The sequence below is a fragment of the Streptomyces sp. Sge12 genome (assembly GCF_002080455.1).
Classification (GTDB): Bacteria; Actinomycetota; Actinomycetes; order Streptomycetales; family Streptomycetaceae; genus Streptomyces.
In genome coordinates, this window is the sequence record NZ_CP020555.1 from 6,002,460 (window position 1) to 6,024,685 (window position 22,226).

At 71.6% G+C, this 22,226-nt stretch carries 22 protein-coding genes; 14 read left to right on the forward strand and 8 right to left on the reverse strand.

What is annotated here, in order from left to right:
- Positions 1 to 5 precede the first annotated feature (5 nt).
- Entirely contained in the window at positions 6 to 3,062 is a 3,057-nt protein-coding gene (locus B6R96_RS26935; protein WP_081523876.1) for an NACHT domain-containing protein, read from the reverse strand.
- Positions 3,063 to 3,177: 115 nt separating this feature from the next.
- On the opposite strand from B6R96_RS26935, the gene B6R96_RS26940 reads away from it, so the two are divergent.
- The 3 genes from B6R96_RS26940 to B6R96_RS26950 all read left to right on the forward strand — a co-directional run bounded on the left by B6R96_RS26940 (position 3,178) and on the right by B6R96_RS26950 (position 5,967).
- On the forward strand, positions 3,178 to 4,149 hold the full coding sequence (locus tag B6R96_RS26940; protein WP_081525277.1) for a sterol desaturase family protein: 972 nt from the start codon (positions 3,178 to 3,180) through the stop codon (positions 4,147 to 4,149).
- 137 nt (positions 4,150 to 4,286) lie between these two features.
- Positions 4,287 to 4,868 (forward strand): lysoplasmalogenase, encoded by a 582-nt coding sequence (locus tag B6R96_RS26945; protein WP_237291704.1) that lies wholly within the window; start codon positions 4,287 to 4,289, stop codon positions 4,866 to 4,868.
- Between the two features lie 55 nt (positions 4,869 to 4,923).
- Positions 4,924 to 5,967, forward strand: coding sequence for a zinc-dependent alcohol dehydrogenase family protein (locus B6R96_RS26950; protein ID WP_081523878.1), 1,044 nt, complete (start codon positions 4,924 to 4,926; stop codon positions 5,965 to 5,967).
- Between the two features lie 107 nt (positions 5,968 to 6,074).
- Here the strand turns inward: B6R96_RS26950 and B6R96_RS26955 are convergent, their stop codons facing one another.
- Positions 6,075 to 7,631 (reverse strand): S8 family serine peptidase, encoded by a 1,557-nt coding sequence (locus tag B6R96_RS26955; protein WP_081523879.1) that lies wholly within the window; start codon positions 7,629 to 7,631, stop codon positions 6,075 to 6,077.
- Positions 7,632 to 7,888: 257 nt separating this feature from the next.
- Here B6R96_RS26955 and B6R96_RS26960 point away from each other — a divergent pair, with 257 nt between their 5' ends.
- From B6R96_RS26960 to moaA, 3 genes are all read left to right on the forward strand, one after another.
- Entirely contained in the window at positions 7,889 to 8,254 is a 366-nt protein-coding gene (locus B6R96_RS26960; protein ID WP_030386484.1) for a DUF485 domain-containing protein, read from the forward strand.
- Positions 8,251 to 9,879 carry a solute symporter family protein gene (locus tag B6R96_RS26965; protein WP_081523880.1) on the forward strand — a complete coding sequence of 543 codons (1,629 nt, stop codon included), beginning with the start codon at positions 8,251 to 8,253 and terminating at the stop codon, positions 9,877 to 9,879. Before B6R96_RS26960 ends, B6R96_RS26965 begins: the two co-directional genes overlap by 4 nt.
- A gap of 178 nt (positions 9,880 to 10,057) precedes the next feature.
- Positions 10,058 to 11,047 carry a GTP 3',8-cyclase MoaA gene (gene moaA / locus B6R96_RS26970; RefSeq protein ID WP_237291530.1) on the forward strand — a complete coding sequence of 330 codons (990 nt, stop codon included), beginning with the start codon at positions 10,058 to 10,060 and terminating at the stop codon, positions 11,045 to 11,047.
- 35 nt (positions 11,048 to 11,082) lie between these two features.
- Here the strand turns inward: moaA and B6R96_RS26975 are convergent, their stop codons facing one another.
- A complete protein-coding gene (locus B6R96_RS26975; protein ID WP_030386481.1) occupies positions 11,083 to 11,334 on the reverse strand; it encodes a hypothetical protein in 252 nt (83 codons plus the stop codon).
- 136 nt (positions 11,335 to 11,470) lie between these two features.
- Complete coding sequence (locus B6R96_RS26980; RefSeq protein WP_051779274.1) at positions 11,471 to 11,749, reverse strand: DUF3099 domain-containing protein; 279 nt, start codon at positions 11,747 to 11,749, stop codon at positions 11,471 to 11,473.
- 239 nt (positions 11,750 to 11,988) lie between these two features.
- Between B6R96_RS26980 and B6R96_RS26985 the strand changes: the two genes are divergently transcribed.
- Complete coding sequence (locus tag B6R96_RS26985) at positions 11,989 to 12,264, forward strand: GlsB/YeaQ/YmgE family stress response membrane protein (protein WP_030386480.1); 276 nt, start codon at positions 11,989 to 11,991, stop codon at positions 12,262 to 12,264.
- Positions 12,265 to 12,372: 108 nt separating this feature from the next.
- On the opposite strand, the gene tyrS is transcribed toward B6R96_RS26985, so the two are convergent.
- From tyrS to B6R96_RS27000, 3 genes are all read right to left on the reverse strand, one after another.
- Positions 12,373 to 13,641 (reverse strand): tyrosine--tRNA ligase, encoded by a 1,269-nt coding sequence (tyrS, locus tag B6R96_RS26990; protein WP_081523881.1) that lies wholly within the window; start codon positions 13,639 to 13,641, stop codon positions 12,373 to 12,375.
- 72 nt (positions 13,642 to 13,713) lie between these two features.
- On the reverse strand, positions 13,714 to 15,114 hold the full coding sequence (locus tag B6R96_RS26995) for a metallopeptidase TldD-related protein (protein WP_081523882.1): 1,401 nt from the start codon (positions 15,112 to 15,114) through the stop codon (positions 13,714 to 13,716).
- On the reverse strand, positions 15,111 to 16,634 hold the full coding sequence (locus B6R96_RS27000) for a TldD/PmbA family protein (RefSeq protein WP_053173045.1): 1,524 nt from the start codon (positions 16,632 to 16,634) through the stop codon (positions 15,111 to 15,113). The genes B6R96_RS26995 and B6R96_RS27000 overlap by 4 nt, the downstream gene beginning before the upstream one ends.
- 185 nt (positions 16,635 to 16,819) lie before the next feature.
- Here B6R96_RS27000 and fabG point away from each other — a divergent pair, with 185 nt between their 5' ends.
- The 3 genes from fabG to B6R96_RS27015 all read left to right on the forward strand — a co-directional run bounded on the left by fabG (position 16,820) and on the right by B6R96_RS27015 (position 18,952).
- Positions 16,820 to 17,539 (forward strand): 3-oxoacyl-[acyl-carrier-protein] reductase, encoded by a 720-nt coding sequence (gene fabG, locus B6R96_RS27005; RefSeq protein WP_030386476.1) that lies wholly within the window; start codon positions 16,820 to 16,822, stop codon positions 17,537 to 17,539.
- 5 nt (positions 17,540 to 17,544) lie between these two features.
- Complete coding sequence (fabI, locus tag B6R96_RS27010; protein ID WP_030386475.1) at positions 17,545 to 18,315, forward strand: enoyl-ACP reductase FabI; 771 nt, start codon at positions 17,545 to 17,547, stop codon at positions 18,313 to 18,315.
- Positions 18,316 to 18,520: 205 nt separating this feature from the next.
- The gene (locus B6R96_RS27015; protein ID WP_030386474.1) at positions 18,521 to 18,952 is read left to right on the forward strand and encodes a hypothetical protein; all 432 of its coding nucleotides are present in this window, start codon (positions 18,521 to 18,523) and stop codon (positions 18,950 to 18,952) included.
- Here the strand turns inward: B6R96_RS27015 and B6R96_RS27020 are convergent.
- Positions 18,933 to 19,673 carry a FadR/GntR family transcriptional regulator gene (locus B6R96_RS27020; RefSeq protein ID WP_081523883.1) on the reverse strand — a complete coding sequence of 247 codons (741 nt, stop codon included), beginning with the start codon at positions 19,671 to 19,673 and terminating at the stop codon, positions 18,933 to 18,935. The two genes, B6R96_RS27015 and B6R96_RS27020, sit on opposite strands and share 20 nt — an antisense overlap.
- A 57-nt stretch (positions 19,674 to 19,730) precedes the next feature.
- Between B6R96_RS27020 and B6R96_RS27025 the strand changes: the two genes are divergently transcribed.
- The 4 genes from B6R96_RS27025 (at position 19,731) to B6R96_RS27035 (ending at position 22,182) form a co-directional block, all read left to right on the forward strand.
- Positions 19,731 to 21,053: a CynX/NimT family MFS transporter gene (locus B6R96_RS27025; protein WP_081523884.1), complete on the forward strand. Its 1,323-nt coding sequence runs from the start codon at positions 19,731 to 19,733 to the stop codon at positions 21,051 to 21,053.
- A 5-nt stretch (positions 21,054 to 21,058) separates the two neighbouring features.
- Positions 21,059 to 21,178: an SGM_5486 family transporter-associated protein gene (locus tag B6R96_RS38490; RefSeq protein WP_252120216.1), complete on the forward strand. Its 120-nt coding sequence runs from the start codon at positions 21,059 to 21,061 to the stop codon at positions 21,176 to 21,178.
- A gap of 156 nt (positions 21,179 to 21,334) precedes the next feature.
- The gene (locus tag B6R96_RS27030) at positions 21,335 to 21,583 is read left to right on the forward strand and encodes a hypothetical protein (protein WP_081523885.1); all 249 of its coding nucleotides are present in this window, start codon (positions 21,335 to 21,337) and stop codon (positions 21,581 to 21,583) included.
- Positions 21,584 to 21,660: 77 nt separating this feature from the next.
- Entirely contained in the window at positions 21,661 to 22,182 is a 522-nt protein-coding gene (locus B6R96_RS27035; RefSeq protein WP_030386470.1) for a SixA phosphatase family protein, read from the forward strand.
- Positions 22,183 to 22,226: the final 44 nt, after the last annotated feature.

The window sequence follows — 22,226 nt, forward strand, 5'->3', positions numbered from 1 at the left end:
GCGGCTCAGGACCCGCGCAGCCTGAGCCGCTCCGGAGGCAAGAGCTCGGCGCCGGTGACGGCCGCGCCGCCGAACAGGGTGATCGTGACGCGGTCCAGGTCGGCCAGCGGGGTGAGGTCGGGACTCCCCTCGCAGTGGTTGAGGATGAGGAACCTGAGTCCGAGCAGGGACCGCAGCGGTGCGAGGTCGCCGACGGTGCACTCGTTCAGCGTCAGGGCGATCAACTGCTGGTACCGGAGCAGCCGGCCGAGGTCCGGCGCCGCGGCGGCGACGGCCAAGTGCGTGAGCGCGGGCGCGGCCACCTCGGTGACCTCGTCGAACCGGTCGTCGCCGACGATCGACAGGCTCGTCAGTCCGGGGATGCGCTCCAGGCCCTCCAGCGACAGAGCGGCCGCTCCCTGCAGAAGGTGCAGCCCCCGCAGCCCCTCGGGGAGCGGCAGGTCGCCGACCCGGTCGGCGGAGGTCCGGTAGCCCAGGGTCAGCCTCTCCAGCGGGAGCCCGCGCACCGGTTCCAGCGGGAGACCGGCCGGCAGCCCGACCAGACTCAGTTCGCGCAGCGGCAGCCGGGACAGCGGCGCGAGGTCCCGTACGTTCGGGCACATCGACAGGCCCAGGAAGGCCAGCCGGTCCATGGGCGCCAGCAGGGAGAGGTCGGTCAGCCCGTCGTTGCGGTACACGAAGAGGTGCTCGAGGTCCGGGCGTTGCGCGACCAGCGCCGGGAGACCGGGAGCCCAGTGCAGGTTGATCCGCTTCAGGTGGGTCAGCCGCCCGACCCGGGCCGCCTGCTCCTCGGTGCTCACCAGCAGGTACGACCCCGGCAGAGTGGCGGTCGACAGCACCGCCTCGGTGTACTCCTGCGCGGGGAAGTGGGCCCAGACGTCCGACAGCGCGAAGGCCACGCCCAACCGGGTGTCGTGGCGGAAGCGCGCGACGACCTCCAGCGCGCGCGGTCCGCCGATCCACCCCGCCGTACGGACGACGGCTTCTGCCTCGTCCTCGTCGAGATCGGCCTCCGGGGGCAGGAGTTCCAGGACGAGCTCGCCGACGTCGGCGAGCTGCCGCGCCTGTTCGCGGGTGCGGGGCGGCAACAGGTGCGCCGTGCGCGCCCGCACGTCCTCCCGTACCCCGGGGTCCAGTTCCGGTGCGTGCTCCAGGCAGGCTGCGGCCAGCAGGACCAGCCGGGTGCGGGCGCCCTTGACCTTGTCGGCGCGGCGGAGCAGGCCGCGCAGCAGGCGGGTGCGTTCGTCGGGGCGGGCGTGGCCCACGGCCATCCGGACCACGTCGTCCCAGGAGTCGTCGTGGGCGTTCTTGACCAGCAGGCCGAAGTCGCGGGACTCCACGGCGGCCTTGGCCCCCAGGTAGTCCTGGAAGGTGCGGTGGACGAACACCACCGAGCCCGGCGCCGGTTCCAGGAGCACACCGCTGCGGATCAGCAGGTGCGCGAAGACCTGCTCCGCGCCGCCCTGGGCCCCCACCTGCGGCATCGACTCCAGCCACTCGCCCACCATGGCGGCGGCCTCGTCACGGCCCACCTCCACCTGGCCGTTGCGGATCAGCCAGTACGCGAACCGCTGGAGCAGGGCGATCTGCTCCTCCCGGGTGAGGTAGACCCCCTCGACCCCGCTGATCTCCCGCTCGGTGTCCCGGCGGACCAGCAGCATGTCCAGCGCCGCGTCGTACAGCTCCTTGCGGGCGCGGGGGAGCTGCATGCGCCGGTCCTGGTTCAACGCGCAGAGCAGGGCGCACATCAGCGGGTTGGTGGCCAGGCGCGCCAGGTCCCGCCGGGAGGCGACCGCCGCCAGGAGCGAAGCCTCGTACGCGTCGACCTCCTGGCCCTGCGCCCGGGCCGCCGCGTGCCAGTGGCCGATGAAGGCCCGGACGTCCTTCCGCTCCATCGGCTGCATCGTGCGGGTGGCGAATCCGAGGCCCGCGAGCCAGTCCTCCGGGACGGCGGACGGACGCGTCGTCACCACGTACCGCGCCTTCGGGTAGGCGGCGACGAGCGAGAGCAGCCAGGTCTCCGTGCGGGCGCGCAGTCGTTGCGGGACCTCGTCCACGCCGTCCACCAGGACCAGCGCCCGGCCGCTCAGCATGAGGTCCTCCACCCAGCCGGGCGGGGCCGACAACGGGACCGCGCCCGCGCGCAGGAAGTCCTCCGGCAGGGGCAGGTCGCCCGACGCGGTGAAGGAGCGCAGTCGCAGGACGAACGGGACGCAGGTGCTCCAGGGACCGTCCGTCTGCCGGGCGGCATGGAGCGCCAGCCACTGGACCAGGGTGGATTTCCCCGAGCCGGCCGGGCCCCGCAGCAGGACCCGGTCGGCCGAGGCGAGGGCCTGCTCGGCCCGGACCTGGGTCCGGTGGAGCTCCGGTTCCCCCGGCAACCCCTGCTCGCCGCTGACCGCGAGGCTGATGTACGCCACGTCCAGCGGCCATTCCCGGCGGGAGCGGCTGAGGGTGAGGCCGAAGAGCTGGAGCCGGCCGTGGGTCTCGGCGACGTACCGCGCGTACCGCTCCTCGAAGGCGTACGCCGCCCCGTCCCCGGCGGCGCCGAGCCGGTCCACCGCCCGCGCCAACTCGCCCGTCCGGCGGACCAGTTCCACGTCCGCCCGGGCGCCGAAGCCCGGCAGGGTGGTCACGTACTCCACCGCGTGCGCGCAGCACAGCCGCACCAGCCGTCCGTACAGGGCCTCCGCGGCCCCGCTCAGGCCCGCCGGGGGTGACGGGACCGCCGCCGCCACGGCCGCCGGGTCGAGGTCCGCCGCGAAGAGGGACTCCGGGTCCAGGGGGCCCAGCGCCGCGAAGGCGTCGCCGACCGCGTCCAGTGCCGCCAGCCGCTCGTGCTCGGGCAGTGCCGCGCATTCCGGGCCGAGGCGCTCCGCCAGGGCTTCGGTCAGGCGCCGGAGCTCGGCGTCGCCCAGTTCCACCGGCCGGCGCCACGGCGCGGCCGGACGTACCGGCTTCCCCGTCAGGCCCGCGCCCGGGGCCCGGGTCAGGAGGGACCTCACCAGCGTCGTCGCCGCCGTGCCCGCCACCCGTAAGAGAACCGTCTCGAAGCCCGTCATCCCCCGCCTTCCCCTCGGCTCGGACATCATCTCGCGAACCGCGGGTAACCCCGATGGATACCGATCGGTAACAACCCCTAGCGGCACCCCCGAGAGCGCCTCTATGGTGCGGGACATGCCGAACCTGCCCGATGTCGTGCTGTGGTCCATACCTGCCTTTGTGCTGCTCACCGTCATCGAGGTGGTGAGCTACCGGCTCCATCCCGACGACGATGCCGCCGGCTACGACACCAAGGACGCCGCCACGAGCATCACCATGGGGCTCGGCAGCATCGGTTTCGACCTGCTCTGGAAGATCCCGGTCGTCGCGGTCTTCACCGCGGTCTACGAACTGACCCCGCTGCGCGTGCCGTTCCTGTGGTGGACCGCCCTGCTGATGCTGCTCGTCCAGGACTTCCTGTACTACTGGCAGCACCGCCTCCACCACGTCATCCGCATCCTGTGGGCCTGCCACGTGGTGCACCACAGCAGCAAGCGGTTCAACCTCACCACCGCCCTGCGCCAGCCCTGGACCAGCGCCACCACCTGGTGGTTCTACCTGCCCATGGTGGCCCTCGGCGTGCACCCGGCGGCGATCCCGTTCTGCTACGGACTCAACCTGCTCTACCAGTTCTGGGTCCACACCGAGCGCATCGGCAAGCTGCCGCGGCCCTACGAGTACGTCTTCAACACCCCCTCCCACCACCGGGTCCACCACGCCTCGCAGGGCGGCTACCTGGACCGCAACTACGGCGGCATCCTGATCATCTGGGACCGGATGTTCGGGTCCTGGGTGGGGGAGACCGACCGGCCCGTCTACGGGCTCACCAAGAACATCGACACCCACAACCCGCTGCGCGTGGCCACCCACGAGTACGCCGCCATCGCCCGCGACGTACGCGCCGCCGGCAGCTGGAGCGAGCGCGCCGGCCGCGTCTTCCGCGGCCCGGGCTGGCAGCCGGCCCCGGCCGGAAACCCCACCGCCCCGGCCCCGGCCTCCGCCCCGGCCCCGGCCTCCGCCCCGGCTCCGGCCTCCACTCCCGCCCCCGTCCCCGGTCAGGAAGCCGCCGCGGAGACCCGGCCGTCCGTGCAGGAGACCAGCGCGTGAGCACCGCCGACAGCACCGCCGACAGCACCGCGGACCGCGCCGCCGAGTCCGCGGGCCGCCCCGCCCCCTCCTGGGCCGGCGACCGCGCGCCCGCCGGCCGGCAGCGCCTCGGCCGCCTCGCCCTCGCCGCCTTCGCCGTGGCAGCCGCCGTCGACCTCGTGTCGCTGCTGGCCGGCTGGCACCTCGGCCACGTCATCGCCAAGCCGCTGCTGATGCCCCTGCTGGTCGCCCACATGGCCACCCGCGGCGCGCCCCGCCTGCTGCTCGCCGCCCTGCTCTTCGGCTGGGGCGGGGACCTGGCCCTGCTCTTCGACGCCGAGCCCGCCTTCCTCATCGGCATGGGCTCCTTCGCCGTCGGGCACGTCTGCTATCTCGTCCTGTTCGGCAAGCGGCCCGCGAACCCGCTGCTCGGTGGCGCGTACCTGCTCGCGCTCCTCGGCACCGTCGCCCTGCTCTGGTCCGATCTCCCGGCCGGCCTGCGGATCCCGGTGGCCGGCTACAGCCTGCTGCTCACCGCCATGGCGTTCCGCTCCAGCGCCCTCGGCCTGCGCGCCGGGATCGGCGGTGCGCTGTTCCTGCTCTCCGACACCCTGATCGCCACCGGGGTCGCGGACTGGCCCCAGCTGCCCCGCCCGGACTTCTGGATCATGGCCACCTACCTGGCCGCCCAGTACCTGCTGGCCACCGGCACGACCCCGCGAGCAGCAGGCGTACGGTAGGGAGGACGTCAGTCGTACAGGACTGAACAATCCCGATCCGGAGGACTGCACCACCATGCGCGCCACCGTCATCCACGCCCCGCACGACATACGCGTGGAGGAGGTGCCCGACGCTGCGATCCAGCGCCCCGAGGACGCCGTCGTCCGCGTCCTGCGTGCCTGTATCTGCGGCAGCGACCTGTGGGCCTACCGCGGCGAGGCCGCGCGCCAGCCCGGCCAGCGCATCGGCCACGAGTTCCTGGGCGTCGTCGAGGAGACCGGCTCCGCCGTGTCCGGCCTGCGCGCCGGAGACCTCGTCGTCGCGCCCTTCATGTGGTCGGACGGCACCTGCGAGTACTGCACCGAGGGCCTGTTCACCTCCTGCGAGCACGGCGGCTTCTGGGGCTCGGTCGGCCACGACGGGGGCCAGGGCGAGGCCGTCCGCGTCCCGCACGCCGACGGCACCCTGGTGAAGCTGCCCGCCGACGCCGTCTCGGACGACCACCTGCTGACCGGGCTGCTCGCGCTGTCCGACGTCATGGGCACCGGTCACCACGCGGCGCTCGGCGCGGGCGTGCGCGAGGGCTCCACGGTCGCCGTCGTCGGTGACGGCGCGGTCGGCCTGTGCGGCGTCCTCGCCGCCAAGCGGCTGGGCGCCGAGCGGATCATCGCACTGGGCCGGCACGCCGTACGTACCGACATCGCCAAGCTCTTCGGCGCCACCGACGTCGTCGCCGAGCGCGGCGAGGCGGCCGAGGCGGCCGTGCGCGAGCTCCTCGGCGGCCGGGGCGCTCACGCGGTCATCGAGGCGGTCGGCACGGAGCAGTCCATGCGCACCGCCGTGAACATCACCCGCGACGGCGGGGCCATCGGCTACGTCGGCGTCCCGCACGGCAGCGGCACCGGCCTCGACCTGGGCCTCATGTTCGACCGCAACATCACCCTGCGCGGTGGTGTCGCCCCGGTCCGCGCCTACATTCCGGAGCTGCTGGAGGACGTGCTGAGCGGCGCGATCGACCCGGCGCCCGTCTTCGACCGGGCCGTGTCCCTGGACGAGGTCCCGGACGGCTACCGGGCGATGGACGACCGCAGCGCGCTCAAGGTCATGATCAAGCCGTAGCGGGCCGAACGGCTGAAGCGGAACGGCTGAAACGGACGGGCCGGGCGGGGTGACCCCCCCCGCCCGGCCCGTCCGCCGCGTTCCGCGTCAGCGCCGTGCGAACGGTGCTACTTCACGGCCTTCAAGGCATCGATCACGCCGTAGCCGTAGTAGCCCGTCTGGCCCCACTTGCTCGCGCAGGTGGTGGCGTCGATCAGGGTGCCCGCGGCGTCGTAGATCTGGGTCGGGCAGGACGCCTTCGTGGACTGGGCCTTCAGCATCGCCTGGAGCTGCGAGGGCGTGGCCGACGGGTGGGCGCTCTTGAGGAGCGCGGCGACGCCCGCGACGTGCGGGGCGGCCATCGAGGTGCCCTGCTTGTAGCCGTAGGCCCCGCCCGGGACGGTGGACAGCACGCGGCCGTTGGCGTCCGGGGTGTTCGGGACCTGCCACTTGTCGCCGCCGGGGGCGGCGACGTCCACGACCCCGAGGCCGTAGCTGGAGTAGTACGAGCGCAGTCCCTTGTCGCCGGTCGCCGAGACGGTGACCACGCCCGGCAGCTGCGTCGGCAGGTCGAGGCAGACCTTCGGGTCGATGGTGCGCGGCACCGGGGTGGTGTCGTTCGGGCTGGTCTCGTCGACGAGGGAGTCGGCCGCCAGGTCCTGGTTGGAGTTGCCGGCCGAGGCCACGTGGAGCGTGCCCTTGCGCTCGGCGTACTTGGTGGCCCGCCCGATGGCCTCCACCAGGGCCTTCTGGTCGTCGTCGGACTTGCAGTTGAAGAGCCAGGGGTCGACGTAGTAGCTGTTGTTGGTCACCTCGATCCCCTTCTCGGCGGCGAACATGAAGCCGCAGACGACCGCCTCGGTGTAGAAGAGGCTGGTCCCGGGCTCGCTCACCTTGATCGCGGCGATCTTCACGCCCGGCGCGACGCCGCTGACGCCGATGCCGTTGCGCGCGGCCCCGATGGTGCCGGCGACGTGCGTGCCGTGGTCGCTGCCGTCGGCGTACGGGCGCCAGGCGCCCTCGGTGGTGTCGGCGACGCCGCCCACGCAGTTGGCCGACTGGCTCCTGGAGAAGTTCGGGGCGAGATCGGGGTGGGTGTCGTCGACACCCGTGTCGATGATGCCCACCGTGACGTTCCGGCTGCCATCGTTGATCTTGTGAGCCTTGTCGGCCTTGATCGTCCGCAGGTCCCACTGGTTGGGCTCCAGCGGCTCCTGACCCTCCTGGGCGCTTGCCGCCGCCTTCGCGGCGTCCGCCGGGCTCAGCTGCTGCGTCGTGCCCTCCTCGGTGGTCTGCACCGCCGACATCGGGGCCGTCCGGGTGGCGCCGACCGACACGAAGAGGCCGCGCTGGGCCCGCAGCTGCTTGGCGAAGTCCGGGTTCTGCGAGTGTGCGACGACGACCCCGATCTGCTCATAGGCCGTCACCACCGTTCCACCGGCCCGCTCGATCGCCTTCTTCGCCGCCTTCACGGAGGCGTACGCGTTCAAGTTGGCCACGTACGACAGCTTGGGGCCGGAGGTGTCGGCCTTCGAGGCCGCCGCCGCGTCGGCCGTGTTGCCCAGCGGGGCGGCGGAGGCCGAGACCGCGGGCAGGAAGGCGAGCGAAGCGGTGAGCGCCAGGCCGACCGGTACGGCGAGAGCACGATGGCGCTTCTTGGGCGCACGTGACCCCAGCTGATCCATGGGTTCTCCAGATCATCTTCGAGAAGCCGCCCGCACGCGGTCGCGTCGGGCGGGTGCATGACAAGGGAACCTAGCGTCGCTGTTCGCCTCTGCGCCATCAGTTCGAGAAATCAGTTCCACCGGATCCAGAGGGTGTTGAACCGTCCCGACACGCCGTACGTGCCGTTGACAGGGGGGCTCAGCACCACCGTCCCCCCCACACGGAGGCTGTTTTGTCCGTCGTCCCCACCGCACCCGCGTCACAAGGAGATCCCCCCGTGACCACCGAAGCAGCGCCGCCACCGGGCAGCGCGGGAACGCCTCTGGCGGGCCCCACGGCAGATGACTACACGAGCGTCCAGCAGAGCGCCGAATTCGGCGAACTGCGCAGCTCCTACCGCTCCTTCGCCTTCCCGCTCACCGTGGCCTTCATCGCCTGGTACCTGCTCTACGTCCTGCTGTCCAACTACGCGGGCGGCTTCATGGGGACCAAGCTCTTCGGCAACATCAACGTCGCCCTCGTGCTCGGCCTCGCCCAGTTCGCGACGACCTTCCTGATCGCCTGGCTCTACGCACGGCACGCCGCCGCGAAGCTCGACCCCAAGGCCGAGGCCATCAAGGCGCGGATGGAGGCCGCCGAATGAGCGGTACGTACCACCTGACGACGGTGGCCGCGGGAGCCTCCGAGCACCGGCCGCTGATCATCACCCTGTTCGGGCTGTTCGTCGTCGCCACCCTGATCATCACGGTCTGGGCCGGCCGCCAGACCCGGGGCGCCGCCGACTTCTATGCGGGCGGGCGCCAGTTCACCGGCTTCCAGAACGGCCTGGCCATCTCCGGCGACTACATGTCCGCCGCGTCCTTCCTCGGCATCGCCGGAGCCATCGCCCTCTTCGGCTACGACGGCTTCCTCTACTCCATCGGCTTCCTCGTGGCCTGGCTGGTCGCCCTGCTGCTCGTCGCCGAGCCGCTGCGCAACTCCGGCCGCTACACGATGGGCGACGTCCTCGCGTACCGGATGCGCCAGCGGCCCGTCCGCACCGCCGCCGGCACCTCCACCATCGTGGTCTCGATCTTCTACCTGCTCGCCCAGATGGCCGGCGCCGGCGTGCTCGTCTCGCTGCTCCTGGGCATCACCAGTGACACCGGCAAGGTGGCCGTCGTCGCCCTGGTCGGCGTCCTGATGATCCTCTACGTGACCATCGGCGGGATGAAGGGCACCACCTGGGTGCAGATGATCAAGGCGGTGCTGCTGATCGCGGGCGCCCTGCTGATCACCTTCCTGGTGCTGCTGAAGTTCAACTTCAACGTCTCCGACCTGCTCGGCACGGCCGCCGACAACAGCGGACAGGGGGTGAAGTTCCTCGAACCCGGGCTCAAGTACGGCAAGGACTCGACCTCGAAGCTGGACTTCATCTCGCTCGGCCTCGCCCTCGTCCTCGGCACCGCGGGGCTTCCGCACATCCTGATCCGCTTCTACACCGTGCCCACCGCGCAGGCCGCCCGTAAGTCCGTCCTCTGGGCCATCGGCATCATCGGTGGCTTCTACCTGATGACGATCGCCCTCGGCTTCGGCGCCGCGGCGCTGCTCGACCGCGACGAGATCATCAAGTCCAACAAGGCGGGCAACACCGCCGCACCGCTGCTCGCCCAGGCCGTCGGCGGCGGCCCCGACTCCACCGGCGGCGCCATCCTGCTGGCCGTGATCTCCGCGGTCGCCTTCGCCACGATCCTGGCCGTCGTCGCGGGCCTCACCCTCGCCTCCTCCTCGTCCTTCGCGCACGACCTGTACGTGAACGTGATCCGCAAGGGCAAGGCCACCGAGAAGGAGGAGATGCGCGCGGCCCGCTGGTCCACCGTCGTCATCGGCGCCGTCGCCATCGGCCTGGGCGCGCTCGCCCGCGACCTGAACGTGGCCGGCCTCGTCGCGCTCGCCTTCGCGGTCGCCGCCTCCGCCAACCTGCCGACCATCCTCTACAGCCTCTTCTGGAAGCGCTTCACCACCCGGGGCGCGCTCTGGTCGATCTACGGCGGACTGATCTCGGCGGTCGGCCTCGTGCTGTTCTCCCCGGTCGTGTCCGGCAAGCCCACCTCGATGTTCAAGGACGCGGACTTCTTCTGGTTCCCGCTGGAGAACCCGGGCATCATCTCCATCCCCCTGGGCTTCCTGCTGGGCTGGCTGGGAACCGTCCTGTCCAAGGAGGAGGCCGACCCCCAGAAGTTCGCCGAGCTGGAGGTCCGCTCCCTCACCGGAACAGGGGCGCACTGACATCGTCCGAACACCCAGCGTGGCCGCGTCGTAGATCTCTACGACGCGGCCACGTCACGTCTCGTTCATTCGGGGACCTCTGGATGACACACCCGTCACGTAGTCTCGAAATAGAACGCGTGAAGTAGATGCAATGCCCGCGCGTACCTCTACTTCCGGACAGGGGAGGGGGCCCACTGTGCTTCTCGACACCTACGGCCGCGTGGCCACTGACCTGCGCGTCTCATTGACCGACCGGTGCAACCTGCGGTGCACCTACTGCATGCCCGAGGAAGGGCTGCAGTGGCTCGGCAAGTCGGACCTGCTGAGCGACGACGAGATCGTCCGGCTGATCCGCATCGCGGTCACGCAGCTGGGCATCACCGAGGTCCGCTTCACCGGCGGCGAGCCGCTGCTGCGGCCCGGCCTGGTCGGGATCGTCGAACAGTGCGCGGCCCTCCAGCCCCGCCCCAAGATGTCGCTGACCACCAACGGCATCGGTCTGAAGCGCACCGCGCAGGCCCTGAAGGCGGCCGGCCTGGACCGGGTCAACGTATCGCTGGACACCCTGCGGCCCGAGGTCTTCAAGACCCTCACCCGCCGCGACCGGCACAAGGACGTCATCGAGGGCATGGCCGCCGCCCGCGAGGCCGGCCTCACCCCCGTCAAGGTCAATGCCGTGCTCATGCCCGGCCTCAATGACGACGAGGCCCCCGACCTGCTCGCCTGGGCCGTGGCGAACGAGTACGAGCTGCGCTTCATCGAGCAGATGCCCCTCGACGCCCAGCACGGCTGGAAGCGCGACGGCATGATCACCGCCGGGGACATCCTGGAGTCCCTGCGCACCCGCTTCACCCTCACCGAGGAGGGCGCCGCCGAGCGCGGCTCCGCCCCGGCCGAGCGCTGGGTGGTCGACGGCGGCCCCGCCACCGTCGGCGTCATCGCCTCGGTCACCCGCCCGTTCTGCGGAGCCTGCGACCGTACGAGGCTCACGGCCGACGGCCAGGTGCGTACGTGCCTGTTCGCCACCGAGGAGTCGGACCTGCGCGCCGCCCTGCGCTCGGGCGCCCCGGACGAGGAGATCGCCCGGCTCTGGAAGGTCGCGATGTGGGGCAAGAAGGCCGGCTCCGGCCTCGACGACCCGTCGTTCCTGCAGCCCGACCGGCCCATGTCCGCGATCGGCGGCTGACCGGGGTCGCGGCCGCGGTCGGCGAACGGCCGCGGTCAGCGCAGGCGTTCCGAGCCCTCCGGCTGCACCCACTCGTCGAGCTTCACGACGTCCTTGAGGAAACCGCGGACCCCCAGGAACTGGGAGAGGTGTTCGCGGTGTTCCTCGCACGCCAGCCAGGTCTTGCGCCGCTCCGGCGTGTGCAGCGTCGGGTTGTTCCACGCCAGGACCCACACGGCCGCGTCGCGGCAGCCCTTGGCGGAGCAGGTGGGGGTCTCGTCGGAGCCGGAGGCGCTGGAGGAAGTCACAGCCCCACATTAGAACGGAATGGCGACGCCGAGCAGCCACGGGGGGAGCTGCCCGGCGTCGGTCCGTCGCTCCGACGGGGGATGCGGAGCGCGTGAGCAGTATGTCACGCAGGACCCGGTGCAGTGCACCGGAACTTCATGATTGATCTGAGCTTTTCTTGAGGTTTCCCGCGTCCAGCGCCGGCCGCACGGGGGCCGGTACGAAGTGCGAGGGCAGCGAGGGAGTCGACTCGCGCCCGGCGTTCGCGATGACCACGGCGACGTAGGGGAGCAGGGCGCCCGCGACGAGCGTCACGATGGCCACCGGCCGCTGCACGTTCCACAACAGCACGGTCGCGATGACCGAAAGGGTCCTGATCGCCATCGAGATCACGTACCGGCGCTGACGGCCCCGCACGTCCTCGGCGAGCCCCATCCGCGCACCGGTGATCCGGAAGACCTCGGCCCCGTTCCGCTTCTGCCGCTTCGTCCGCTCCACGCTCCACCACCCGATCGCCCACCGGGCACTCCCGGCCCGGACCCTTCCACGGTACGCCCGCCCCCGCGCCACGAGGAGAGGGGGGACCCCCTGACGGCGCCGCCCGAAATGCGCGGTACGCCGGGCGGGTCGAAACTGGGCCCACGTGCGCACAACGCGCCAGGAGGAGGCTCGTCATGAGTTGGTTGTGGGCGATCATCGTCGGTTTCGTGCTGGGGCTGATAGCCAAGGCCATCCTGCCGGGCAAGCAGCACCAGCCACTGTGGCTGACCACCCTCTTCGGTATCGCCGGCGCCGTCCTCGGCAATGCCGTCGCCACCTGGATCGGCGTGGGCGAGACCAAGGGCATCGACTGGACCCGGCACCTCCTGCAGCTGATCGGGGCGGTCGTCATCGTCGGACTCGGCGAGATGATGTACGGAGCGATCAAGGGCAAGCGGCGGACGGCGTGACCCACCGCGGGCCATGACGAAGGGGCCGGCCGGACGAAGTCCGAACCGGCCCCTCCGCCGTGCTGCGCGGCAGGACGCGGCACAGTGGCACGGCGCAGTGGCGACGCGTCAGGCGCCGGTGACCTCCACCGCGGCCAGGTTCTTCTTGCCCCGGCGCAGCACCAGCCAGCGCCCGTGCAGCAGCTCCTCCTTGGCGGGGACCGCGTCCTCGGCGATGACCTTCGCGTTGTTCACGTAGGCGCCGCCCTCCTTCACGGTCCGGCGGCCGGCCGACTTGCTCGCGACCAGGCCGGTCTCCGCGAGCAGGTCCACCACCGTGCCCAGCTCCGCGACCCGGGCGTGCGGCAGCTCGGACAGGGCCGCGGCGAGCGTGGCCTCGTCCAGCTCCGCCAGGTCGCCCTGACCGAACAGTGCCTTCGACGCGGCGATCACGGCGGCGCACTGGCCGGCGCCGTGCACGAGCGCGGTCAGCTCCTCCGCCAGCGCCCGCTGGGCGGCGCGCGCCTGCGGCCGCTCGGCGGTCTGCGCCTCCAGCTCCTCAAGCTCCTCGCGGGACTTGAAGGACAGGATCCGCATGTAGGTGGAGATGTCCCGGTCGTCCACGTTCAGCCAGAACTGGTAGAACGCATACGGCGTGGTCATCTCCGGGTCGAGCCACACGGCCCCGCTCTCGGACTTGCCGAACTTGGTGCCGTCCGCCTTGACCATCAGCGGGGTCGCCAGCGCGTGCACGACCGCGCCCGGCTCGACCCGGTGGATCAGGTCGAGCCCGGCCGTCAGGTTGCCCCACTGGTCCGAGCCGCCCTGCTGGAGCACGCAGCCGTAGCGCCGGTACAACTCCAGGAAGTCCATGCCCTGGAGCAGCTGGTAGCTGAACTCGGTGTAGCTGATGCCCTGGTCGGAATCGAGCCGCTTGGCGACCGAGTCCTTCGTCAGCATCTTGTTCACCCGGAAGTGCTTGCCGATGTCCCGCAGGAACTCGATGGCGGACATGCCCGCCGTCCAGTCCAGGTTGTTCACCATGAGGGCCGCGTTCTCGCCCTCGAAGGACAGGAACGGTTCGATCTGGGTGCGCAGGCGCGTCACCCAGTTCGCGACGGTCTCCGGGTCGTTCAGGGTCCGCTCGGCCGTCGGTCGCGGGTCGCCGATCTGCCCGGTGGCCCCACCGACCAGCGCCAGCGGCCGGTTGCCGGCCTGCTGGAGCCGGCGCACGGTGAGCACCTGGACCAGGTGCCCCACGTGCAGCGAGGCCGCGGTCGGGTCGAAGCCGCAATAGAAGGTGACCGGACCGTCCGCGAAGGCCTTGCGCAGGGCTTCTTCGTCGGTGGACTGGGCGAAGAGCCCGCGCCACTTCAGTTCGTCGACGATGTCAGTCACGGTCGTGACTCTCCTTGAGAGATGGAGTGAGTAGGGGTGCGGATGAGGGGTCTACCCGCACATTCTAGGTGGTCAGACGCCCTTGCTGACCGAACTCATGTTGAAATCGGGAATGCGCAGAGCCGGCATCGCCGCCCGCGTGAACCAGTCGCTCCACTCGCGCGGCAGGGTCTTCTCGGTCCGGCCGGCCTCCGAGGCCCGCGACAGCAGGTCCACCGGCGACTCGTTGAACCGGAAGTTGTTGACCTCGCCGACCACCTGCCCGTTCTCCACCAGGTAGACCCCGTCCCGGGTCAGGCCGGTGAGCAGCAGCGTCGCCGGGTCCACCTCGCGGATGTACCAGAGGCAGGTCAGCAGCAGGCCGCGCTCGGTGCCCGCGACCATCTCGTCGAGGGACTTCTCGCCGCCCGCGTCCAGGACCAGGTTCCCGAAGCCGGGGGAGAGCTGCATGCCGGTCAGGCCCGCGGAGTGCCGGGTCGTGGTCAGCCGGTTCAGGTGGCCGTCCGCGATCCACTCGGTCGCCGGCACCGGCAGGCCGTTGTCGAACACCGAGGCGTCGTCGCCGGAGCTGTGCGCGATCACGAACGGCGCGGACTCCAGGCCCGGCGCGTTCGGGTCGCTGCGCAGGGAGAGCGGCAGCCCGGACAGCTTCTCCCCGAGCCGGGTGCCCCCGCCGGGCTTGGAGAAGACCGTACGCCCCTCCACCGCGTCCCGGGCCGCGGCCGACCACATCTGGTAGATCAGCAGGTCCGCCACGGCGGTCGGGGGCAGCAGGGTCTCGTACCGGCCCGCGGGCAGGTCGATCTTCCGCTCCGCCCAGCCGAGCCGCACGGCGAGTTCCGCGTCCAGCGCGGTCGGGTCGACGTCCTTGAAGTCCCGGGTCGAGCGGCCCGCCCAGGCGGAGCGCTGCCGGTCCGGGGACTTCGCGTTGAGCTCCAGGGTGCCGTTCGGCTGGTCGTGCCGCAGCCGCAGGCCCGTGGAGGTGCCCACGTAGGTGGAGACCAGCTCGTGGTTGGCGAAGCCGTACAGCTCCCGGCCGCCCTCGCGGGCCCGGGCGAAGGCCTCGCCGAGGGCCGGGGCGAAGTCGGAGAAGACCGCCGAGCTCGTCTCGGCCGGGGCGTCGGTGAAGTCCGGCGAGGCCGGCGTCCCGGTGACCAGCGGCTGGGCGTCCTCGGCCGGGCCGGCTCCGCGGGCGGCCGCCTCGGCGGCCCGGACCAGCGGCTCCAGGTCGTCCGCGGTCACGGCGGAGCGCGAGACGACCCCCGAGGCCGTGCCCTCCTTGCCGTCGACCGTGGCGATGACCGTGAGGGTGCGGCCGCGGGTCACGCCGTTCGTGGTCAGGGCGTTGCCCGCCCAGCGCAGATTGGCGGTCGACCCCTCGTCGGCGATGACCACGCACCCGTCGGTGGTGGACAGCTCCAGGGCCCGCTCGACGATCTCGTGGGGCTTGGTGATGCGAATCGACGAGCTCATCGCCCGGCCTCCTGCGTGGTGTTCAGGATGTTCACGTCGCGGAACAGCGCGGACGGGCAGCCGTGCGAGACCGCCGCCACCTGGCCCGGCTGGGCCTTGCCGCAGTTGAAGGCGCCGCCCAGGACGTAGGTCTGCGGACCGCCGACCTTCTCCATCGAGCCCCAGAAATCGGTGGTGGTGGCCTGGTACGCGACATCGCGCAGCTGCCCGGCCAGCCTGCCGTTCTCGATCCGGAAGAAGCGCTGCCCGGTGAACTGGAAGTTGTAGCGCTGCATGTCGATCGACCAGGAGCGGTCGCCGACCACGTAGATCCCGCGCTCGACCCCGCCGATCAGGTCCTCGGTCGACAGCCCGCCCGGATCCGGCTGGAGGGACACGTTCGCCATCCGCTGCACGGGCACGTGGCCGGGGGAGTCGGCGAAGGCGCAGCCGTTGGAGCGCCCGAGGCCGGTCAGCTTCGCGATCCGCCGGTCCAGCTGGTAGCCGACGAGGGTGCCGTCCTTGACCAGGTCCCAGCTCTGCGCCTGGACGCCCTCGTCGTCGAAGCCGACGGTGGCCAGCCCGTGCTCGGCGGTGCGGTCACCCGTCACGTTCATGATCGGGGAGCCGTACTTGAGCTTGCCCAGCTGGTCGAAGGTGGCGAAGGAGGTCCCCGCGTACGCCGCCTCGTAGCCCAGCGCCCGGTCCAGCTCGGTGGCGTGGCCGATGGACTCGTGGATGGTGAGCCACAGGTTGGACGGGTCCACCACCAGGTCGTAGCGCCCGGCCTCGACGCTCGGGGCCCGCATCTTCTCGGCGAGCAGCCCGGGGATCTGCTCCAGCTCGGAGTTCCAGTCCCAGCCGGTGCCGGTCAGGTACTCCCAGCCGCGGCCCGCCGGCGGGGCGATGGTGCGCATCGAGTCGAACTCGCCGGTCGTGCCGTTCACGGCGACCGCGGTGAGCTGCGGGTGGATCCGGACCCGCTGCTGCGTGGTCGAGGTGCCCGCGGTGTCGGCGTAGAACTTGTTCTCGTGCACGGCGAGCAGCGAGGCGTCCACGTGGGCCACCCCGTCGGCCGCCAGCAGGCGCGCGCTCCAGTCGGCGAGCAGCGCCGCCTTCTCCGCGTCCGGCACCTCGAAGGGGTTCACGTCGTACGCGGAGATCCACGTCCGGTCCGCGTGCACCGGCTCGTCGGCGAGCTCGACCCGCTCGTCCGAACCGGCGGCCTTGATCACCTGGGCGGACAGCTTCGCCATGGCCACGGCCTGCGAGGCCACCTTGGCGGCGGCGTCCATGGTCAGGTCCACACCGGAGGCGAATCCCCAGCTGCCCCCGTGCACCACCCGGACCGCGTATCCGAGGTCGGTGGTGTCGGACCCGCCGGACGGCTTGGCGTCCCGCAGGCGCCAGGAGGCGCTGCGGATCCGCTCCAGCCGGAAGTCGGCATGCTCGGCGCCCAGCGCGCGGGCCCGGGCGAGCGCCGCGTCGGCGAGCGCCCGCAGGGGCAGCGCGGTGAAGGCCGCGTCGATGGAATGGGGCACGGAAGTCCTCCCGTGGTCGGAGCCGGTCGCCCCGATCATGTCGCGACCGGGGCCCTTGTGCCTACATCTTTCTGTAGGGATTCGACAGAGCCCGTCGCAAGGCCCTGTGGGGGGTCGATTCTCCGTACGAGCGATGCGACCTATAGGTTTTTGGTATTCAAGACCGCTAGCGAAAGGGTGATCCGTTGAGCCGCTCGGTTCTCGTCACCGGAGGAAACCGGGGCATCGGCCTCGCCATCGCCCGAGCCTTCGCGGAGGCCGGCGACAAGGTCGCGATCACGTACCGGTCGGGTGAGCCGCCGGAGGCGCTCACCTCGCTCGGTGTTCTGGCGGTGCGGTGCGACATCACCGACTCCGAGCAGGTGGAGCAGGCCTACAAGGAGATCGAGGACAAGCACGGTGCGGTCGAGGTGCTGGTGGCCAACGCCGGCATCACCAAGGACACGCTGCTGATGCGCATGTCCGAGGAGGACTTCACGTCGGTCCTCGACACCAACCTCACCGGCACGTTCCGGGTGGTCAAGCGCGCGAACCGTGGCATGCTCCGTGCCAAGAAGGGCCGCGTCGTCCTGATCTCCTCGGTCGTCGGGCTCATGGGCTCCGCGGGCCAGGCCAACTACGCCGCCTCCAAGGCCGCGCTGGTCGGTTTCGCCCGCTCCCTCGCCCGCGAGCTGGGTTCGCGCAACATCACCTTCAACGTGGTCGCCCCCGGCTTCGTGGACACCGACATGACGAAGGTGCTCACCGACGAGCAGCGTGCGGGCATCGTGGGCCAGGTGCCGCTCGGCCGTTACGCGCAGCCCGAGGAGATCGCGGCAGCCGTGAGCTTCCTGGCGTCCGACGACGCCGCGTACATCACAGGAGCCGTCATTCCCGTTGACGGCGGATTGGGCATGGGTCACTGATCACCATGAGCGGAATTCTCGACGGCAAGCGCATCCTCATCACGGGTGTGCTGATGGAGTCGTCCATCGCCTTCCACACCGCCCGGCTGGCCCAGGAGCAGGGCGCCGAGGTCATCCTCACCGCCTGGCCGCGCCCGAGCCTGACCGAGCGCATCGCCAAGAAGCTGCCCAAGCCGGTCAAGGTGATCGAGCTCGACGTCACCAACGACGAGCACCTCGCCCGCCTGGAGGGCCTCGTCCGCGACGAGCTCGGCGGCCTCGACGGCGTCGTCCACTCGATCGGCTTCGCGCCGCAGGACGCCCTCGGCGGCAACTTCCTGAACACGCCGTTCGAGTCCGTGGCCACCGCCATGCACGTCTCGGCGTTCTCGCTGAAGTCGCTGACCATGGCCTGCAAGCCGCTGTTCCCGGCGGAGGGCGCGGCCGTCGTCGGCCTCACCTTCGACGCGCAGTTCGCGTGGCCGCAGTACGACTGGATGGGCCCGGCCAAGGCCGCCCTGGAGGCCACCAGCCGCTACCTCGCCCGCGACCTGGGCAAGGAGAACATCCGCTGCAACCTGGTCTCGGCCGGTCCGATCGGCTCGATGGCCGCGAAGTCCATCCCGGGCTTCTCGGAGCTGGCGGACGTCTGGAACTCCCGCTCGATGCTGGAGTGGGACATGAGCGACCCGGAGCCGACGGGCAAGGGCGTCGTGGCGCTGCTGTCGGACTGGTTCCCGAAGACCACCGGCGAGATCGTCCACGTGGACGGCGGCCTGCACGCGATGGGTGCCTGATCCCCGATCGGCTCCTCCCGCATCCGTACGGCGGCGGCCGCGCTCCCCTTCCGGGGGCGCGGCCGCCGCCGTTTCGCGTTCCGCGGGGGTGCGCTCGATCGCATGTTCACCGGCCGACCGGATCTTCCCGAGTCGAAAACCGGGACAGATGCCTGCAAACTGACCTGGCCGGGATCTTCTCGGCTCCTGCGGGGAGGAGGTAGGAGTGCGCGCGAGACCGAGCCGAGTGGTATCCGTCCTGGTCACGTCCGTGATCCTGACCGGACTCCTGGTCCCCGGAGCGGCCGCGCAGCCCCCGGAGGGCGAGCCCGCACCCGGCCCCGAGTCGGCGGCCCCGGCCGTCGTGGAGCTCGCCGAGATCCCCGCCGAACCGCCCGCGCAGCCCACCCGGCCCGCCGGGGGTGAACTCTTCGGAGCCGACTGCGACACCGTGATCGAGGGCTCGCAGGTGACGGCGAACTGCCACAACGCCTACCCGGCGACCGACCTCGTACGGCTGCACGTCGAGTGCGACCGCTGGTGGGACGTGGACGGCGACGGAGTCGCCGTGGCCGTCGGCCCGGCCGGCCGGGCCGAACTCGTCGGCCGCTGCTGGAAAGAGGTCCGCTCGGCCTGGGTCAGCCACCGCCGCCCGTGAGCGGCTCCTCCCGCCCTTCCCCCGCTTCTTCTGCTTCCCCTGCTTCCGTCGCCTCCTTGCCGAGGCAGGCGAAGGGGTAGCCCGCCGCCTCCGAGGCCGCCGCGTCCCCGTCGCCCCGCCGGATCGCCTCGATCAGCCGGGCGTGGTCCAGATGGGCGGACGGGTGCAGCTCGGTACCGACATCGGTCCGCAGCCAGTCGGCCACCAGATCACCGAGGTCCGCATACAGCTCGATCAGTACGTCGTTGTGCGAGGCCGTCACCACCGCCATGTGCAGACTGACGTCCGCCGCCACGAAGACCTCCGCGTCCCCACCGGCCCAGGCCTCCTCGCGGCGCGCCAGCAGGGCGTCCAGTTGTACGAGGTCCCGCTCGGTGCGCCGCTCCGCCGCCAGCCGGGCCGCCGAGGACTCCAGCGTCGACCGCAGCTCCGCGATGTGCCGCGGCTCGGCCCCGGCGAAGCGGCGGTGCATGACGCCGGCCAGCTCGCTGGTGGCGAGGACGTACGTGCCCGAGCCCTGCCGGATGTCGAGGAGGCCGTTGTGCGCCAGCGCCCTGACGGCCTCGCGCACCGTGTTGCGGGCGACGCCCAGCAGCTCGACGAGCTCCGGCTCGGTCGGGATGCGGGCGCCGACCGGCCACTCGCCGGACGTGATCTGGTTCCGCAGCTGGGCGATCACCTGATCGACGAGTGCGGAGCGCCGGGGCGAGGTCAGCGGCATGGGTTCCTCTCGAGAGCGACTGGACAACCAATCATCCCATGATTCTATGATGGTTCAATGTCCGACGAAGAAATCCAGACCATGAACCGCGCGGCGGTCGTGCGCACCACCCCTGACCGGCAGCCTCCCGCCCCCGCCCACGTCGCCCCGACCTGGCTCGGCCCGGTGCTCATCGTCGGAATCGTGCTGGCCGCCCTCAACCTGCGGCCCGCCATCACCAGCCTCGGCGCCCTCTTCGAGGAGACCCGCACGGGCCTCGGTATGAGCGGCACCGTCGCCGGACTGATCACCTCCGTCCCCACCCTCTGCTTCGCCGTCTTCGGCGTCACCGCGCCCCGGCTCTCCCGCCGCTTCGGCCCGGCCGCCGTCGTCTGCGCCGGCATGGCCGCCGTCGCCACCGGCCTGCTGATCCGCCCCTTCGCCACCGGCGCCGCCGGGTTCCTGGCCGCCAGCGCCCTGTCGCTGGCCGGCATAGCCCTCACCAACGTGCTGCTCCCGGTGATCGTCAAGCGCTACTTCCCGGACCGGGTCGGCACCATGACCGGCCTGTACTCCATGTCCCTGGCCGCCGGCACCTCCCTCGCCGCCGCCGCGACCGTCCCGCTGACCGCCGCCCTCGGCGGCAGCTGGCGCACCGGCCTGCTGGTCTGGGCCGTACTCGCCCTGGTCGCCGTACTGCCCTGGCTGCCCGTCGCCCGCGCCTCCCGGCGCGCCGACCGGGCCGCGACCGCCGCGGCCGCCGCCGCTGCCGGGCCCGGCGCACGGGCCGGCGCGGGCGCCGACACCGGCCCGCGCGTCGTCCGCAGCCGTACCGCCTGGGCCCTGGCCTGCTACTTCGGCCTCCAGGCCACCGGCGCGTACATCACCATGGGCTGGCTCCCGCAGATCTTCCGCGACGCCGGGGTCTCGGCCTCCACCGCCGGCGTGCTCCTCGCCGTCACCATGGTCATGGGCGTCCCGCTCGCCTTCGTCATCCCGGGCCTGGCCGCCCGGATGAAGAACCAGGGCGCCATCGCCGTCACCCTCGGCCTCTTCGGCCTGATCGGCTACCTCGGGCTCTACTTCGCCCCCGCCGCCGGCGCCTGGGCCTGGGCGCTCCTGCTCGGCATCTCCAACTGCGCCTTCCCCCTGGTCATCACCCTCATCGGACTGCGCGCCAAGTCCCCGGCCGGCGTGGTCAAGCTCTCCGCCTTCGCCCAGAGCACCGGCTACCTCATCTCCATCCCCGGCCCCCTCGTCATCGGCGCCCTCTACCAGCACAGCGGCGGCTGGGACCTGCCGCTCGCCCTGATGGCCGCACTGCTCGTACCGCAGATCGTCCTGGGCGTCCTCGCCGGACGGGACCGCACGATCGAGGACGAATGCGGCATGCGAGACTGACCGGCATGTCGCCCGTACTTGAACCGAACCCGCAGAACGGCCGCAAGAAGCTCGGCCTCGTGCTCGGCGCGTTCCTCGCCGTCACCGTGATCATCTCCGTGATCGCCACGATCGCCTCCCCGTGACCCCGTGCCCTGCGGGGGGAGGGTGGGGCTAACCCCACCACCCCTAGGGGGTCAGGCTCAGGGTGAAGTGGGGTGTGCCCCGGATGGGAAGCGCCGCCCCGGATCCATAGATTCGTAGGCAGCGAGTCCGTCCGATCCACACCCTCGGAGGCGGCCATGTCGGCCCCCACGCACCTCAGGCCCCTCCCCCCGGGCCCGTCCGCCCCCCGGGCCCGGGCCCGCGCCACCACCCGCGCCACCACAGGCGCCGGCACCCGGCTGCACTGGTGGGCGCTGGCCCTGCCCGCCCTCGCCTTCGGGCTCCTGCTGCTGCTCCTCGCCGGATCCGGCGAGGCCCACGCCGCCACCGGCGAGGTCTCCGGCCTCGTCCAAGTCGCCGAACAGGTCCTGCGCGCCGTCGGCTGACCCCGCGCTCACCCCGCCGGGGGCGAGCCCCCCAACACCCTGCGCTCCATGGCCCGTTTCGTGCGAAGCTGGGAGCCATGAGCGCCGACACACCCCGCAGGATCGCCCTCCTCCGGCACGCCAAGGCCGACTGGCCCGAGGTGTCCGACCACGATCGCCCGCTCGCGGAACGAGGCCGCAAGGACGCGCCGGCCGTCGGTCTGAAGCTCGCCGAAACCGGCATCGTCTTCGACCTGGCCCTGTGCTCCACCGCCGCCCGCACCCGCGAGACCTGGAAGCTCGCCGTCCAGGAGATGCCGCACCGTCCGAAGACCCACTACGAGGAGAGGCTCTACGACGCCTCGCTGGGCGAGCTCATCGCCCTGCTCAACGAGACCTCCGACGAGGTCTCCGACCTCCTCGTCATCGGACACAACCCCGGCATGCACGCCCTCGCCGACGCCCTCTCGGGGCGCGCGGAGGGCGAGACCCTGGCACGGATGACCCGTACGGGTTTCCCGACCGCGGCCCTCGCCGTGGTCTCCTTCACCGGATCGTGGAAGTCCGTCGAGCACGGAGTGGGCACACTCCTCGACTACTGGACCCCCAAGGGCCTCTGACCGGGTCCCCGCCACCTGCCAGGACCCCACCGGCGAACGGGCCC